Source organism: Streptomyces sp. NPDC127177 (assembly GCF_042672475.1).
Taxonomy (GTDB): Bacteria; Actinomycetota; Actinomycetes; order Streptomycetales; family Streptomycetaceae; genus Streptomyces.
The window spans coordinates 150,439-165,081 of sequence record NZ_JBHXUW010000007.1; the positions used below are offsets into that span (position 1 = coordinate 150,439).

14 protein-coding genes are annotated in these 14,643 nt (G+C 71.6%); 9 read left to right on the forward strand and 5 right to left on the reverse strand.

Annotation, left to right across the window (positions count from 1 at the left end; genetic code table 11):
• Window positions 1-4: 4 nt before the first annotated feature.
• Window positions 5-1,285, reverse strand: a complete 1,281-nt coding sequence (locus ACFVJX_RS07700) for an ABC transporter substrate-binding protein (protein ID WP_384126030.1) — start codon at window positions 1,283-1,285, stop codon at window positions 5-7.
• A 174-nt stretch (window positions 1,286-1,459) separates the two neighbouring features.
• Here ACFVJX_RS07700 and ACFVJX_RS07705 point away from each other — a divergent pair, with 174 nt between their 5' ends.
• Window positions 1,460-1,906, forward strand: coding sequence for a hypothetical protein (locus ACFVJX_RS07705; protein WP_359078884.1), 447 nt, complete (start codon window positions 1,460-1,462; stop codon window positions 1,904-1,906).
• A 28-nt stretch (window positions 1,907-1,934) separates the two neighbouring features.
• On the forward strand, window positions 1,935-2,837 hold the full coding sequence (purU, locus tag ACFVJX_RS07710; RefSeq protein ID WP_384126027.1) for a formyltetrahydrofolate deformylase: 903 nt from the start codon (window positions 1,935-1,937) through the stop codon (window positions 2,835-2,837).
• 138 nt (window positions 2,838-2,975) lie between these two features.
• Here purU and ACFVJX_RS07715 read toward each other — a convergent pair whose 3' ends face one another.
• Window positions 2,976-4,385, reverse strand: coding sequence for a zf-HC2 domain-containing protein (locus ACFVJX_RS07715; protein WP_384126024.1), 1,410 nt, complete (start codon window positions 4,383-4,385; stop codon window positions 2,976-2,978).
• The gene (locus ACFVJX_RS07720) at window positions 4,382-4,993 is read right to left on the reverse strand and encodes an RNA polymerase sigma factor (protein WP_384126022.1); all 612 of its coding nucleotides are present in this window, start codon (window positions 4,991-4,993) and stop codon (window positions 4,382-4,384) included. The genes ACFVJX_RS07715 and ACFVJX_RS07720 overlap by 4 nt, the downstream gene beginning before the upstream one ends.
• Before the next feature lie 300 nt (window positions 4,994-5,293).
• Here ACFVJX_RS07720 and ACFVJX_RS07725 point away from each other — a divergent pair, with 300 nt between their 5' ends.
• Complete coding sequence (locus tag ACFVJX_RS07725; protein ID WP_384126020.1) at window positions 5,294-5,668, forward strand: STAS domain-containing protein; 375 nt, start codon at window positions 5,294-5,296, stop codon at window positions 5,666-5,668.
• A gap of 67 nt (window positions 5,669-5,735) precedes the next feature.
• Entirely contained in the window at window positions 5,736-6,257 is a 522-nt protein-coding gene (locus ACFVJX_RS07730) for an EF-hand domain-containing protein (protein ID WP_384126017.1), read from the forward strand.
• A 158-nt stretch (window positions 6,258-6,415) separates the two neighbouring features.
• Here the strand turns inward: ACFVJX_RS07730 and ACFVJX_RS07735 are convergent, their stop codons facing one another.
• Window positions 6,416-7,951 carry a class I adenylate-forming enzyme family protein gene (locus ACFVJX_RS07735; RefSeq protein ID WP_384126014.1) on the reverse strand — a complete coding sequence of 512 codons (1,536 nt, stop codon included), beginning with the start codon at window positions 7,949-7,951 and terminating at the stop codon, window positions 6,416-6,418.
• Between the two features lie 144 nt (window positions 7,952-8,095).
• Between ACFVJX_RS07735 and ACFVJX_RS07740 the strand changes: the two genes are divergently transcribed.
• The 4 genes from ACFVJX_RS07740 to ACFVJX_RS07755 all read left to right on the forward strand — a co-directional run bounded on the left by ACFVJX_RS07740 (window position 8,096) and on the right by ACFVJX_RS07755 (window position 12,418).
• Window positions 8,096-9,289 (forward strand): amidohydrolase family protein, encoded by a 1,194-nt coding sequence (locus ACFVJX_RS07740; protein WP_384126011.1) that lies wholly within the window; start codon window positions 8,096-8,098, stop codon window positions 9,287-9,289.
• Between the two features lie 7 nt (window positions 9,290-9,296).
• Complete coding sequence (locus ACFVJX_RS07745; RefSeq protein ID WP_384126008.1) at window positions 9,297-10,454, forward strand: acyl-CoA dehydrogenase; 1,158 nt, start codon at window positions 9,297-9,299, stop codon at window positions 10,452-10,454.
• A 7-nt stretch (window positions 10,455-10,461) separates the two neighbouring features.
• Window positions 10,462-11,424 carry an acyl-CoA dehydrogenase family protein gene (locus ACFVJX_RS07750; RefSeq protein WP_384126006.1) on the forward strand — a complete coding sequence of 321 codons (963 nt, stop codon included), beginning with the start codon at window positions 10,462-10,464 and terminating at the stop codon, window positions 11,422-11,424.
• 451 nt (window positions 11,425-11,875) lie between these two features.
• Window positions 11,876-12,418 (forward strand): ATP-binding protein, encoded by a 543-nt coding sequence (locus ACFVJX_RS07755; protein WP_384126004.1) that lies wholly within the window; start codon window positions 11,876-11,878, stop codon window positions 12,416-12,418.
• Between the two features lie 32 nt (window positions 12,419-12,450).
• Here the strand turns inward: ACFVJX_RS07755 and ACFVJX_RS07760 are convergent, their stop codons facing one another.
• Entirely contained in the window at window positions 12,451-13,377 is a 927-nt protein-coding gene (locus ACFVJX_RS07760) for a cyclase family protein (RefSeq protein ID WP_384126001.1), read from the reverse strand.
• A gap of 83 nt (window positions 13,378-13,460) precedes the next feature.
• Here ACFVJX_RS07760 and ACFVJX_RS07765 point away from each other — a divergent pair, with 83 nt between their 5' ends.
• A complete protein-coding gene (locus ACFVJX_RS07765; RefSeq protein WP_384125999.1) occupies window positions 13,461-14,387 on the forward strand; it encodes an SDR family oxidoreductase in 927 nt (308 codons plus the stop codon).
• The last annotated feature ends 256 nt before the right edge of the window (window positions 14,388-14,643 follow it).

Consider the following 14,643-nt stretch of genomic DNA (forward strand, 5'->3'; position numbering starts at 1 on the left):
CGTCTCAGCTGGTCGCGCTCGCGTCCGTCAGGGTCTTCGTCACGTCCACGAAGCCCTTCTTGTCCGCGACCAGCTTGCCGTCGCGCACGACCTGGAACGTCACCTTGCTGTTCACGATCCGGGGGTACGAGTCCGAGCCGAGCATGTCCTCGTAGCGCCAGCGGAGTTCGGGGGTGAGGCCACCGGTGTCGACCCGGACGCCCTGGTTGAGGGCCTTGGTGATCTTCCTCGCGCTGATCGCCGGCTCGTGCAGCGACTCGACGATCGACTTCAGGGCGGTGTAGGCGATCCAGGTGGTCTGCACGCCCGTGTCGTCCGGATCGATCCGGTTGTCGCCGAAGGCGTGCTCGCGGATCACCTGGCGCATCAGGTTCCAGCGGGCATCGCCCGAGTCCGGGTACCAGCCGGTGACGTACGCGCCCTCGAACGGGCTGTCCCGGCCGCCGGTGCGGTCGATGAGCGGCTGCCCGACGCTGCCGAGCACCGAGGAGACGCGGACCGCACCGCTGGTGGGCTCCAGCCGTCTGAACGAGTCGAAGAAGGTCCCCGTGCGCTCCCCGAGCACGGCCGTCACGCATCCGCCGTCCGTCCCCGCCCCGGCCAGCGCCTTGGCGGCCGCCCCGTCGTACGAAGTGGCCGCCTCGGCGGCCCGTATGTCGACCGGGCCGGGCCGTCGGGCCTCGGTCAGACCGGTCTTGAGGATCCACGACTGACCGTCACCGCCCAGCGTGTCCGGGCGCACCAGCGAGACCTTGTCGCAACTCCCCGCCAGTTGCTTGGCGTTGCCCGCCAGTAGCGCCGACTGGCCGCCGGTCACCGGGTAGGAGACATAGCTCCGGAACTCCTCCTCGGAGGCGCCGTACCCCCCGATGTACGGAATGCCGGCGACCTCCAGCGGAGCCATGAACGCCCGCCCGTACCGGCTGTAGGAGCCGAGGACGGCGACGGCCTTCTCCTTGACGGCCCGCCGCGCGCAGTTCCCCGCGCCGATCGAGCTGTCCTGCTCGTCGCAGGTGACCACGCGCAGCTTGTGCCCGTCGATGCCCCCCTGGCCGTTGACCCAGCGGGCGTACGTCCGTGCCATCGCGGTCATTCCCGCCATGTTCGCCGCATCCGGTCCTGAGGTGCCGTCGGGCGCCCAGGTCACGACGGTGACGGGCTCCCTGGAGTCCCCCGATTCCCCAGGGAGCACACCGCAGCCGGTCATCAGCAAGGCCCCTGCCGTCACCGCGCCGGTGAGCAGCCTCGAAGGGCGGGAAAGGATGGGGCGTTGCCGTCCGGTCATGGGGACAGAGGATTCCCGCCGCGGGGTAACGCCGGAGTGTGCCCCGTTCAACGCTCGGTGACATCCAGGTGAATGGCAGGGGGCCGCACGGACGGCCCGAAAGGGAACGTACGATCGACAACCGTGCAGCAAGGTTCCGAGAACTCTTCCCGTCGCGGCCGTCGCTCCTCCACCATGGGCGGCATGCCGCTCAACGACATTCCGTGGTGGCGCTGGCGCAGCAACGTGCGCTCGGCGCTGCACATGCTCTCCGACCCCGTCTTCCATCACGAGTGCTGGCTGGCCGGCCGGGAGGGATACGGCGACGTCACCGACGCCGTGTACCGCCTGGTCGAGGACACCTGGCTCGACAACTGGTCCGCCGAGAAGTACGTCGGCACGGTCTTCCGGGACTCCGGGGAGGCCGCCCTCGTCGACGTCGCCGTGCTGCGGGTGCTGCGCATCATGCACCAGGTCGGCGCGGACGCCCCGGTCTCCGCCTATCTGGAGCATCACGGCTGGCCGGAGGCCGTACGGGCCGCCCGCGAGGCCCATGTGCTGCTCGCCACGAACGACGGCGAGGACCCGGACGTCCCGCCGCGCTCCCTCGACGTGCTCCGCATCATGACCAGATCGGCCTGAGAACCGGGCGGTGTGGCACCCTACGGGAATGACCGCGCCGCAGCCCGCCGAACCCGTTGCCTCCGCTGTGCCGGACGCCGCGTCCGAGCAGTACGTCCTCACCCTCTCCTGCCCCGACAAAACGGGCATCGTGCACGCCGTGTCGAGTTTCCTCTTCATGACCGGCTGCAACATCGAGGACAGCCAGCAGTTCGGGGACCACGACACGGGTCTGTTCTTCATGCGCGTCCACTTCTCGGCGGACACCCCGGTGAGTCCCGAGAAGCTGCGGGCGAGCTTCGCCGCGATCGGCGACTCCTTCCGGATGGACTGGCAGATCCACCGGTCGTCGGACCGGATGCGGATCGTCCTCATGGTCAGCAAGTTCGGCCACTGCCTGAACGACCTGCTGTTCCGCTCCCGGAGCGGTGCCCTGCCGGTCGAGATCGCCGCGGCGGTCTCCAACCACACGGACTTCGCCGAACTCGTCGCCTCGTACGACGTCCCGTTCCGGCACATCCCGGTGACCAGGGACAACAAGGCGGAAGCCGAGGCGCGGCTGCTGGAGCTCGTCCGCGAGGAGGACGTGGAGCTGGTCGTGCTGGCCCGCTACATGCAGGTCCTCTCGGACGACCTGTGCAAGCAGCTGAGCGGCCGGATCATCAACATCCACCACTCCTTCCTCCCGAGCTTCAAGGGCGCCAAGCCGTACCACCAGGCACACGCACGCGGTGTGAAGCTGATCGGTGCGACGGCGCACTACGTGACGGCCGACCTCGACGAGGGGCCGATCATCGAGCAGGAGGTCGAGCGGGTGGGCCACGGCGTCACCCCGGACCAGCTGGTCGCGATCGGGCGCGATGTGGAGTGCCAGGCGCTGGCGCGCGCGGTGAAGTGGCACGCGGAGCGGCGCATCCTGCTCAACGGGCGCCGCACGGTCGTCTTCGCCTGACGTCCGGCTCGGGCCCGGCGAGCCCGGCACGATCCGGACGAGAGGTCCCGGCCCGACCGGCAGCAGCACACAGCCCCGCGGACGCTCCTGCGGGGCTGCTCCGGCTCAGGGCTGCTCCGGCTCGGAGCCTGCTTCGGCTCAGAGCCTGCTGAGCGAGGCCGCCGCCATGAGCACGTCGTGGATCGCCTCACGGTCCCCGCGCTGACCGGCCGCCGCCTCCACGGGCGGCACATGGCCCGCCACGAGCTGGCAGAACTCCGTGCCGTCCAGTGCGACCTGCGCCACCGTGTGGTCGGGCGAGCCGATCGCGGCGGGGGAGTCCAGCGCGATGTACCAGTCGCCGCCGCCCATGCCCTCCACCTCCAGATGGAGCGAGCGGCCCGGGGCACCGGCCGTCACCAGATGGCGGGCCGGAGCCGCGAGCCCCGCCCGTCGCCGCTCGGCGAGGGCGGCCGGCAGCATCCGGACCGACAGGTCGATCATCCGGTTGACGTGGGCCGCGGAGGGCGCCTCGTACGGGTAGTCCACCGCGTCCGCGATGTCGCCGCCGTGCACCCAGCACTCGAAGGCCCGGTCCAGCAGGGCGTCCTGGAGCGGCAGCGCGAAGTCGCCGTAGGAGACGGAGAGCTCCGAGACGTCGCGGCCCGCGAAGGAGACCGTGCGGATGAGGGTGTGACTCTGGTCGCGCCACGGTTCGCGGACGGCCCGGGTGGGCGGCAGGCGTGCGGACGACCAGTACGTCTCGGTGCGCGCGGTGGGCGCGAGCACCGGCTCCGGGCCCCGGCGCGGAATCCCCGGGACGCCGACGGAGAGCGGGTCGTCGAGGCCGAGCGCGGTGCTGACCAGGCCGTCGACGGTCATGAGGTGACCGATGACCCCGGCGACCGTCGTCTTGCGGGTGGTCACGCGCTCGTCCTCGAACCACTTGAGCCGCACCGGGGCGTGCCACTCCGAGGTACCGATGTCGCGCAGCAGTGCGTCGAGACGGGCGGTCTCCGAGTCGTACGGGGACGCCCAGTCCGGCACCGGGATCTTGGCGGGGCGGCGGCTCAGGCAGTTCTCCAGCACCCGGGACCGGAGCAGCGGGTCGAGGTCGAGGCTGCCGTCGGTGTGCAGCAGACCGACCGCGTCGCGCAGCCGCAGCGCCTCGTCGGCGCAGGGGGCGCACTCCGTGAGGTGCGCCTCGACGGCCTCGGTCTCGTCGGCGGAGCAGGCGGCCAGCGCCCAGGCGCCGAGGAGGGCCTTCAGGACACGGTGCGGGAGCACGAGGGCCGGCGGGCCGGGTGGCGCGGATCGGTCCGGCGGGCCCGCGTGCTCCGGTGGGCCTGCGTGGTCCGGCGGGTCCGCTGCCCGTTTCGGCTGCGGCGGTACGGACTCCGGCTGCGGTGCGGGCGGTGGCTGTGGTGGCTGCGGTGGCATTGCGTGGCCCATGTCGAAGTCGTCCGCGGCGCCCCGCGGCCCCGGTATGCGACGGGCGCCCCGCACCTCGTCGTCCCGGCCCTCGTGCTCGCGGCCGTCGCCGTCGAGCCCCTCCGCGTCGTCGTTCACAGCCGCCTTCCGTATCCGGGCGGCGATGAGCCCTCCAGCGGCCGGGTGTGGGCGGTGGACAGCAGCTGGAGACCCAGCCGCAGGCGGCGTCTGGCCTCGTCCTCGGTGACCCCGAGGTCGGCCGCGGTCTGCCGGTAGTCACGGCGCTGGATGTACGCGAGCTCCAGCGCGGCCCGCAGCGGCGCGGGCATGGAGGCGACGATGTAGTCGGCGCGGGCCGCCGCGGTGGCCCGGCGCACGCGCTCCTCCAGCTCGGCCAGGTCCGCGCGGGCCCCGTCCGCGGTGTCCTCGGCGGTCCCGTACGTCTCCGCGGCGGTGATGGACGCGGTGCTGCGCAGGCGCTGCACCGACTGGCGGTGGGTGAGCCGGGCCACCCAGGACCGCATCGAGCCCTGCTTGGGGTCGTACGCGTCCGGGTTCTCCCACACGTACCCGAAGACCTCCCGGGTCACCAGGTCCGCGGCGCTCTCGTCGTCGAGCATCCGGTGGGCCTGGCTGTGCACGAGCGCGGCGAACCGGTCGTAGAGCTCCCCGAGGGCGGCCGCCTCTCCGCGCGCCAGCCGCTGTTGCATCTTGCGGTCCCAGCGGGGTGGTGCGTTATTAGCCATGAGACCCCCAGCCCTGTGCCCTCGACCTGTACCCCTCGTCACATCGAATGTAGTCGGCTGTACTGACCACGCACGCCCCTTTGCGGTAAGTGCGCCCGCGCGAACGCCCAGGATGGTAGGGAATGCGGACCCCGCGGCGATGGAATCGGACCTGAAGTGATCATTTCTGCCTGAAACCCTTCTGGGCCTTCCTGGGACGGGCGGTGTTTCATGGGGAGTGCCCCGGGGCAGCCGCGAGGAGGAAGGGAAACTTCCGGATCGCTGGAATCCCCGGATCCCCGGAACGAGAGGCCCAGTCGCGTGACATTGAAGGTGGCCGAAACCGAGCAGGCCGGGTGGACGGTGCTGCACATATGCGGCGAACTGGATCTGGTGACGTCACCGACCGTCCGCCAGTCCGTCCATGACGCGGTCGCCGTCGGCCGTCACGATGTCGTGCTCGATCTCTCGGAGGTCCTGTTCTGCGACTCCAGTGGTGTCGGCGTGCTCATCGCCTCCCGTCGGCTGATGCGGTCCTGCGGGGGCCGGCTGCGGCTGATCCTGCCCGCCCGGGGCGCGGAGGAGGGCTCGCACGTCAACCGCGTGCTGGCGGCGCTCGGCGTGCGCCGGCTGTTCGAGGTCTACCCCGACTGGGACTCCGCCGTCGACGACGGGGCCGAACCGATGTCCGCCTGACCGGGTTGTCACACCACTGAAGCGCATAAGTGACACGTGGGTGCCGTGGGCGTCGTACGCTCCCCGCATGGACAGCGCAGAGTATGAGCGCAAGATCGCATTCCGCTTCGCCGCCTTCGACCAGGACGGCAACGGATACATCGATCGCGCGGATTTCAACGCCGCCGCGGCCCGTCTGCTCACCGAGTTCGGTACGACGGCCCGCTGCGACAAGGGCCAGGCGCTCTACAGCGGGGCCGAGGCGTTCTGGCAGGGCATGGCGGGCATCGCCGACGTGGACGGGGACCAGCGGGTCACCCGTGAGGAGTTCGTGGGCGGCGCGGTGAAACGCCTGCGGGACAGCCCGGAGAGGTTCGCGGAGATCGCCCGCCCCTTCCTGCGCGCGGCGATCGCCGTGGCGGACCCGGAGAACGACGGGGCCGCTGCGGTGCCGGCGGTGGACCGGGCCCTGCGGGTGCTGGGCGCCAGCCCGGACGCGGCGGCGTTCGCGGCCCAGAGCCTGGACGCGGATCGCGACGGGCGGATCGCGGAGTCGGACGCGGTGGCCGCGTTCGCGGCGTACTTCACGGTGATCGAACCCGACGCGTAGCCCTCGGCCGGGCGGGCGCGCGGGGTGTGCTTGTGCGCCCCTCTCCGGGGCGCGGGTCCCTGTCCTCGATCGCCGGACGGGCTTGATCCGGAAACCCGGACAGACGCGGCCCGTCCGGCGGTTGAGGCCGGAACCCCGCGCCCCCGGACCCGGGGACGTCACGTGTAGCGGTCGCGTAGCCGGTACTTGAGTACCTTGCGCAAGGTCTCGTTACGGGGCAGCGCCGGCAGCAGTTCCAGTTGCTCCGGAAGTTTGTGGACCGACAGTCCCTCGCCGCGCAGGTGGGCCGTCACCTCGGAGAGGGTGAGCGGGGCGGCCCCCGGCGGCTGTTCCACCACCGCGCAGACGCGTTCGCCGCGCGACGCGTCCGGCAGCCCGATCACCGCCGCGTCGCCGACGCCGGGATGGCGGGCGAGGAGGTCCTCTATCTCCTTCGCCGAGATGTTCTCGCCCTTGCGGATGATGATGTCCTTCAGCCGGCCGGTGAGGACGAGGTGGCCGCTCGGCCGGAGGTGGCCGACGTCGCCCGTGATCAGGAAGCCGTCCGCGTCGAAGGGGCTCGCGGAGGCCAGGTAGCCCCGGCAGACCGCCTCGCCCCGGAGCCGTACCTCGCCGTCCACCCCGCAGGGCACCCGCTCGCCGTCCTCGTCGGTGATCCGGATCTCCATGCCATCCGGCGGCCGCCCCTCCGTCCCCGCGAGGTGTTCCGCCGTGTCGTCCGGGGCGCCCATGGTGATCATCGGGACCTCTGTCATCCCGTAGCCGTGGGTGAGCTGGACTCCCATCTCGCGTACCACCGCGTGGTAGATCTCCGGGGGCTTCGGAGCGCCTCCGCCGGCCAGCAGGCGGAGGGTGGGGATGAGGGGGGTGGACGGGTCCTTGCGCTGCTCGGTCAGGAACATCGAGTAGAAGGCCGTCGAGCCACCCGCGACCGTCACCCCGTGCCGGCGGTAGCCCGCGAGGGCTTCCGGCATCGCGAAGTGCTCGAACAGCACCGCCGGGAAGCCGTAGAGCAGCAGCATCACCGAGTAGTCCGGCCCGGCGACATGGGCGAAGGGGAAGGCCATCGAGCCGGTGTCGGCCGCCGAGAGGTGCAGGGCGTGGGCCAGGCAGGAGCCGCCCGCTATCAGGCTGCGGTCGGTGTGCAGGACGCCCTTCGGGTCGGATGTGGTGCCCGAAGTCCAGTAGATCCAGCGCACCGCCGTGCCGTCGGAGGGTGGCGGGGGCAGGACCGCCGGATCGCCGTCCGGGAGGGTGTCGTAGGCCTCGAAGACCCGGGGCGGGTGCGCGAGGTCCGCCGAGAGGCGGGTGGCCATCGCCGTGTGGTCGAAGCCGCGCCAGGTGCCCGGTACCGCGAAGAACTCGGCCTTCGACTCGCGCAGTGCGAAGCCGGTCTCGCGGTCGCGGTAGAAGGGGATGAGGGGGGTCTGCACCGCCCCGATCCGGGCCAGCGCGAAGGAGAGCAGGGCCGTCTCCAGCCGGGTCGGCAGCTGCCAGGCGACGACGGTCCCGGGGCGCACCCCCATGTCGTGCAGGCCCGCCGCCACCCGTTCGGCGCGGGCGCGCAGTTCGCCGAAGGTGAGCGTGCGGTCGTCCTGGATCAGGAACGGCCCCTCGGGCGTCAGGGCGGCCCGGCGTTCGATGAGCTCCCAGAAGGTGCCCGATGCACCCAGGGCGTGTGCGGTCTCGTTCACGGCGAACCCCTCACAGCTGACGGGTAGTCAGATCGTGCGGAGAGCGTAGAGCGCAGCGCCTTGTCGGTCCAGGGGTGCGGGGCTAGCCTGAGGGCGACGTCAATCTGACGGGTCATCAGAAATGCGTGCGCCGAAGGGGACACCATGACGGAACTGCCTCGGATCGTCAGCGTCGACGACCATGTGATCGAGCCGCCGCACCTGTTCTCCACCTGGCTGCCGGCCAAGTACCGCGAGCGCGGGCCGCAGCCGCTGACCGCGGGCATCGGCGAGCTGGCCTACACCGGCGGCAAGTACGTCATCACGATGGACCCGGACGGTCCGCCCACCGACTGGTGGATCTACGAGGACCTCAAGTTCCCGTACAAGCGGAACATCGCCGCCGTGGGCTTCGACCGCGACGACATGACCCTGGAGGGGATCACCCGGGCGGAGATGCGGCCCGGCTGCTGGGACCCCGTCGAGCGGCTGAAGGACATGGACCTCAACCACGTCGAGGCGAGTCTCTGCTTCCCCACCTTCCCGCGGTTCTGCGGGCAGACCTTCGCCGAGGCGCACGACAAGGAGGTCGCGCTCGCCTGTGTGCGCGCGTACAACGACTGGATGGTCGAGGAATGGTGCGGGGACAGCGGCGGCCGGCTGATCCCGCTGTGCATCATCCCGCTCTGGGACATCGATCTGGCCGTCGCGGAGATCAGGCGGAACGCGGCGCGCGGGGTGCGGGCCGTGACCTTCTCGGAGATCCCGACCTATCTGGGGCTGCCGTCGATCCACACCGGTTACTGGGACCCGTTCTTCGCCGTCTGCCAGGAGACCGGCACCGTCGTGAACATGCACATCGGGTCCAGCTCCCAGATGCCCGCCGCCTCGCCGGACGCACCCCCCGCCGTCCAGGCCTCGCTCTCCTTCAACAACGCGATGGCCTCGATGATGGACTTCCTCTTCAGCGGCGTGCTCGTGAAGTTCCCGCAGCTCAAGCTCGCCTACAGCGAGGGGCAGATGGGGTGGATCCCGTACGCCCTGGAGCGCGCCGACGACGTCTGGGAGGAGCACCGGGCCTGGGGCGGGGTGCGCGACCTGATCCCCGAGCCGCCCTCCACGTACTACTACCGGCAGATGTTCTGCTGCTTCTTCCGCGACAAGCACGGCGTCGCCTCGCTCGACGTCGTCGGGCGGGACAACGCCACCTTCGAGACCGACTACCCGCACGTCGACTCGACCTTCCCGCACACCAAGGAGGTCGCCCTCGACCACGTCAAGGGACTGGACGAGGAGACCGTCTACAAACTGATGCGCGGGAACGCGATCCGGATGCTCGGTCTGGACCTCGACAAGTAGGCGGGTCATGGACCTCGCGTACACGGAGGAAGAGGAAGCCTTCCGGGCACGGCTGCGGGAGTGGCTGGCCGCAGTGCTTCCCGGGCTGCCGGGGAAGCCGGACCCCGGTGACTGGCCGGGGCGGCGGGCGTACGACGCCGGCTGGCAGCGGCTGCTGTACGACGCCGGCTACGCGGGCCTGCACTGGCCCGCCGACGCGGGCGGCCGTGGCGCCACCCCCACCCAGCACCTGATCTTCCTGGAGGAGACGGAGCGGGCCGGGGCGCCGTACGTCGGGGCGAACTTCGTCGGGCTGCTGCACGCCGGGCCCACGATCGCCGCCGAGGGCACCGCCGGGCAGCGGGCCAGGTGGCTGCCGCCGGTGCTGCGCGGCGACGAGATCTGGTGCCAGGGGTTCAGCGAGCCGGAGGCGGGCTCCGACCTGGCGTCGCTGCGGACCCGCGCGGTGCGCGACGGCGACGACTACGTGGTGAGCGGGCAGAAGATCTGGACCTCGCACGCGGAGGTCGCCGACTGGTGCGAGCTGCTGGTGCGGACGGATTCGGCGGCGCCCAAGCACCGCGGGATCAGCTGGCTCGCGATGCGGATGGACGCCCCCGGCGTCACGGTCCGGCCGCTGCGCACGCTCGCCGGATCCACCGAGTTCGCCGAGATGTTCCTGGACGAGGTGCGGGTGCCCGTCTCGCACCGGGTCGGGGCGGAGAACGACGGCTGGCGGGTCACCATGGTCACGCTCTCCTTCGAGCGCGGCACGGCCTTCGTGGGTGAGGTCGTCGCCTGCCGCCGCACCCTTGACGCCCTGGCCGCCGAGGCCCGGCGCAACGGGCGGTGGGACGACGCGGTGCTGCGCCGGAGGCTGGGCAGGCTGAACGCCGAGTTCCGGGCGCTGTGGCGGCTCACCCAGTGGAACGTCAGCGAGGCGCAGAGCACCGGCGGCGTCCCCGGGACGGGTGGCTCGGTCTTCAAGCTGCGTTACTCGCACGCCCGCCAGGAGCTGTACGAGGCGGCGGCCGAGGTGCTCGGCGCCGGTGACGCCCTCGATCTGGACCGGGAGTGGGTGCTGGACCGGCTCTCCTCGCTCTCGTACACGATCGCGGCCGGCACCTCGCAGATCCAGCGCAACATCGTCGCCGAGCGCATCCTCGGCCTGCCGAAGGGACGGTGAGCGGACAGTGGACTTCCGGCTCACGGACGACCAGCGGGCCCTGCGGGCGGGCATCCGGGACCTGCTCGGCGGGCGGTTCGACAGGGACCGGATGCGGGCCGCGATCGACGGCGGGGGCGACGGGGGAGGCGGGGGCGTCGATGGTGCGCTGTGGCGGGAGCTCGGCGCGGCCGGGCTGTTCGCGCTGCGGCTGCCGGGGACGGCGGGCGGGGTCGGGCTCGGCCTGCCTGAATCCGTACTCGTGTTCGAAGGGATCGGGCGGGCCCTGCTGCCGGGCCCGCTGATCGCCACCGAACTGGCCGCGGGAGCGGTGAAGGGCGCGGCCGAGGGCGGCGCCGTGGTGGCCCTGGCGGAGGCCGGGCAGCCGGTCGGGCACCTGGCGGCAGCCGACGCGCTGCTCGTTCTCGAGGGGGAGCGGGCCCGAGTGCTGACCGGCGGGGCCCTGAGGCAGGTCGTGCGGGAGGCCGAGCCCGTACGGTCGCTCGACCCGGGCACGCCCCTGTGGCGGGTGCCGGACCTCGGTGCCTACGAGGGCGAACCGCTGCCGGGCGGAGCGCGGCTGCGCCGCGAGGGCGCCCTGCTGGCCGCCGCAGAACAGCTCGGCAGCGCTGCGCGCAGCACCGAGGCGGCGGTTCAACACGCCCGTGGGCGCGAACAGTTCGGAGCGCCGATCGGGTCCTTCCAGGCGGTCAAGCATCTGTGCGCCGGAATGCTGGTGCGCGCCGAGACGGCCCGTACGGCCGTCTACGCGGCCGCCGTGACGGCGGACCCGGTGGAGATCGCCGGGGCCAAGCTGCTCGCCGACGAAGCGGCGGCCCGCAATGCCCGCGACTGCCTCCAGGTGCACGGCGGCATGGGCTTCACCTGGGAGGCGGACGTCCACCTGCACCTCAAGCGGGCCTGGCTGCGGGCCGGGCAGTGGCTGACGGCGGCGGACGCGGAGGAGGCGCTGGCCGCCGATCTGGCCTGAACCGGAGGAGGGGTGGCCGGTATGCGTTGGTGACGCGATGGACCCCTGAGGTTCACGCTGCGGAGTGACTCAGTGCAGTCGGTAAGCGCCGATACCGGCTTGTGTCCTTCGCGTGATTCGTCACGGGGTGGAGTCGGCGCCGGGCTCGGGTACGCTCCGTTGGATGCGAGTGGTTCTGGAACCTGGCGATCCGGATGTGGCCTGTGCGGCTGCTCCGGTCCGCGAGAGGTGCCCTGCTCGTGATCCATACAGAGGGGCTGAGCGTCTCTGTTCGACTCTCCGCAGCGTGCGTCGCACAGTATGCACCACGCGTACTCCTTCGCGCTGGAATATGCCCGAAGCGCTTGTTGCGGTGACTGTACGTCAACCATGCTGTCTCGTAAGGGAATCACGTTCCGTGACCCTGAGGAGGCGCGAGGCGATGTGTCCGCCGGTTCGGATGGTGTGAGCGGTGCAGGTGCTTCAGGTTCAGTTGGAGGTCGGGGCCGATCCCGCGGAGGTCGGGCGGGCCCGCAGATGGGCGCGTTCGCGGCTGGTCGGGTCCGGGATAAGAGACGACGAGCCGCTGGCCGAGACGCTCATCCTGTTGATCTCGGAACTGGTCACCAACGCGGTGGTGCACACGGGCTGTCCCGCCGTGCTGCGCATGCTGTTCGGCTCGGCGGGAGCCCCGGGGAACGCCGGGACCGTACGGGTCGAGGTGGCCGACACCAGCTGCCGCCCGCCGCAGCAGCGGCACGCGGAGGGTGAGGACACCGGCGGCCGGGGCCTGGAGCTGGTCGACGGCCTGGCCGACCGCTGGGGCTGGCAGCCGGAGGGCGCCGGCAAGCGGATCTGGTGCGAGGTGGACCGGGGCATCCCGCTGATCCAGGTGCAGATGCAGCCCGGCGCGCATGGTGCGCACGGTGCCCAAGGTGTCACCGGCGGTTGTGACGCCCCTTGCGAGCCGGGCGCCGCGTACGAGCCGTCGCACGCGGTCACCCGCCACGCGTAGGGCATGTACCGAATGCCCTGTGCCCCGGCCGCTCAGAGGATCGCGACCGGGGCGACCGGGGCGCCCGTCGCGCCGGTGAAGGGCTCCGGCATGGCGGAGAGCAGAAAGCTGTAGCGGTTCGACTCCGCACAGGCTGTGGACAACTTTTCCAGATTCCAGTTCTGGCCCTGCGGCATGCCCATCTCGACCAGGTCCAGCGCGTGCACCCCCAGCCACAGGTCCTCGATCTCGGGCGGGAAGATCTCGAAGGTCAGGGTGTCGTTGGCGACCGCGGCCACATCGCGGGCCCGGAACCACTCGGGCGTCCGGATGGACAGCCCCGGTGACGGATAGCCGTACGCGTTCTTGTCCCCGGCCAGATAGACCTGGACCTGCCCGGTCCGTACGAGCACGATGTCACCGGCCCGCACCCGGACCCCGGCCAGCTCCTCGGCCGCGTCCAGGTCGTCGGGGGTCACGGCGTGGCCACCCGGCAGCCGGTCCACGCCGTGGGCGCGGGCCACATCGAGGAGCACCCCGCGCGAGACGATGTGCGGCGCCTTGTCGATGCCGCTGAACCGGGCGCCGCCGTGCGCGGTGATGGTGTCGGCCGGACGGCCGTTGTAGATCTTCCCCGAGTGCGAGGCATGGGTCAGGGCGTCCCAGTGGGTGGCGGTCTGGAGGCTCAGGACCGCGGTGTCGTCGCTGGTGGCGACGGTGCCGGGGCCGAACAGCTCCTGATTGATCTGGACCATGGTGTGCAGTGGATTGATCCGTCCCGGGATCAGCCCGCTCTGCACACCGTCCTGCTGGAGCGGCAGCGCGAGCGGTATCCGCAGCCCCGTCCGGACGGTGGCCGCGGCCTCCCGTACGACCTCGTCGGTGATGAGGTTGAGCGTCCCGATCTCGTCGTCCGCGCCCCAACGGTCCCAGTTGTTCACGCGCTTGGCGATCTCGTGGAACTCGTCCGGCAGTGACATGGAGCCTCCTGGGGCTTGTGCCGGTGGACCTGATGACCCATAGAATCTAACGGACCGTCAGAAACCGCGGGAAGGGGCCGGGTATGGGGAACTTCTTGGCAGGCAAAGTGGTGGCCGTCACGGGGGCGGGGCGCGGCATCGGCCGGGCCGTCGCGCTCGCCGCGGCGGCCGAGGGGGCGAAGGTCGTGGTCAACGACTACGGCGTCTCCATCGAGGGCGGCGAACCCGCCAGCGAGATAGCCGAGTCCGTCGTCAAGGAGATCGTCGCGGCGGGCGGCGAGGCGGTCGCGGTGGCGGACGACATCTCCACCATGGCCGGTGGGCAGCGGGTCGTGGACACGGCGCTCGCGCGGTTCGGGCGGATCGACGGAGTCGTCTGTGTCGCCGGCATCCTGCGGGAACGGATGCTCTTCAACATGTCCGAGGAGGAGTGGGACCCGGTGCTCGCCACCCACCTCAAGGGCACGTTCACCGTTTTCCGGGCCGCCTCCGCGGTGATGCGCAAGCAGGAGGGCGCCGGCACGCTGATCGGCTTCACCAGCGGCAACCACCAGGGGAGCGTGGCCCAGGCGAACTACAGCGCGGCGAAGGGCGGGATCATCTCGCTGGTCCGCAGCGCGGCGCTCGGCCTGCACAAGTACGGGGTCACGGCGAACGCGGTCGCGCCGGTGGCGCGTACCCGGATGTCCGCCAACGTCCCCATGGAGCTCAAGGAGATCGGCGAGCCGGAGGATGTGGCGGCGCTCGTCGTCTACCTGCTCAGCGAGCGGGCCCGCGCGGAGAGGATCACCGGCCAGGTGTACACGATCGCGGGCCCGAAGATCGCGGTCTGGGCCCAGCCGAGGGAGTTGCGCGCGGGCTACGCGGAGGGGGCGGCGTGGACCCCGGAACGCATCGCGGACTTCCTCCCCGGAACGGTGGGAACCGACCCGATGCCGATGCTGTCCCGCCTGGAGGAGATGGCCACGGCGGCGAAGGAGGCCGCGGCGGGCGCCCGCCCGAACGTGTGAGCCGGCTCCGGGGCCCGTCACCTTCCGGCGGGGCCCGCCGCCCGTGGGGGGCGCGCAATTCCATCCCTCCCGGCAGGGAGGCGCCCCTTCGGCTTTCTGCGGTGGGGGAGGCGCCCCTTCGGCCCCTGGGGTGGGGGAGGCGCAGACTCAGCCCCTCCGGCGATTGAGGAGCGGGGGTTCGGGGGCGGAGCCCCGGGTTGCCGGACGCGCGGGCGCGTTACCGGGGCGCTGCCCCGGACCCCGCTCCTCAATCGCC

Coding starts and splice junctions, on each gene's coding strand:
- ACFVJX_RS07700 (WP_384126030.1), bottom strand. CDS start 1,285: ATGACCGGACGGCAACGCCCCATCCTTTCCCGCCCTTCGAGGCTGCTC.
- ACFVJX_RS07705 (WP_359078884.1), top strand. CDS start 1,460: ATGGGCGGCATGCCGCTCAACGACATTCCGTGGTGGCGCTGGCGCAGC.
- purU (WP_384126027.1), top strand. CDS start 1,935: ATGACCGCGCCGCAGCCCGCCGAACCCGTTGCCTCCGCTGTGCCGGAC.
- ACFVJX_RS07720 (WP_384126022.1), bottom strand. CDS start 4,993: ATGGCTAATAACGCACCACCCCGCTGGGACCGCAAGATGCAACAGCGG.
- ACFVJX_RS07730 (WP_384126017.1), top strand. CDS start 5,736: ATGGACAGCGCAGAGTATGAGCGCAAGATCGCATTCCGCTTCGCCGCC.
- ACFVJX_RS07740 (WP_384126011.1), top strand. CDS start 8,096: ATGACGGAACTGCCTCGGATCGTCAGCGTCGACGACCATGTGATCGAG.
- ACFVJX_RS07745 (WP_384126008.1), top strand. CDS start 9,297: ATGGACCTCGCGTACACGGAGGAAGAGGAAGCCTTCCGGGCACGGCTG.
- ACFVJX_RS07760 (WP_384126001.1), bottom strand. CDS start 13,377: ATGTCACTGCCGGACGAGTTCCACGAGATCGCCAAGCGCGTGAACAAC.
- ACFVJX_RS07765 (WP_384125999.1), top strand. CDS start 13,461: ATGGGGAACTTCTTGGCAGGCAAAGTGGTGGCCGTCACGGGGGCGGGG.